A 265-nucleotide genomic window follows, 5' to 3' on the forward strand; every position below is an offset into this window, starting at 1 on the left:
GTAAGGCTCCCAGTAGACGACTGGGTTGATAGGCCGGGTATGGAAGCCCTGTGAGGGGTGGAGTTGACCGGTACTAATAGGCCGAGGGCTTGTCCTCAGTTGCTCGCGTCCACTGTGTTGTTCTGAAACAACGACCGCCTTGCCGGCGGGTCGACAGTTTCATAGTGTTTCGGTGGTCATAGCGTGAGGGAAACGCCCGGTTACATTCCGAACCCGGAAGCTAAGCCTCACAGCGCCGATGGTACTGCAGGGGGGACCCTGTGGG

General features: G+C 58.9%; 2 rRNA genes. Both read left to right on the forward strand.

The features are described 5' to 3' along the window. Positions 1-97: ribosomal RNA gene (locus tag VM95_RS38275) — 23S ribosomal RNA — on the forward strand; the annotation flags it as partial. A gap of 71 nt (positions 98-168) precedes the next feature. Further along, positions 169-265 (forward strand): 5S ribosomal RNA (gene rrf, locus VM95_RS39560); the annotation flags it as partial.

This window comes from Streptomyces rubellomurinus (assembly GCF_000961885.1).
In the GTDB taxonomy this organism is placed as follows: Bacteria; Actinomycetota; Actinomycetes; order Streptomycetales; family Streptomycetaceae; genus Kitasatospora; species Kitasatospora rubellomurina.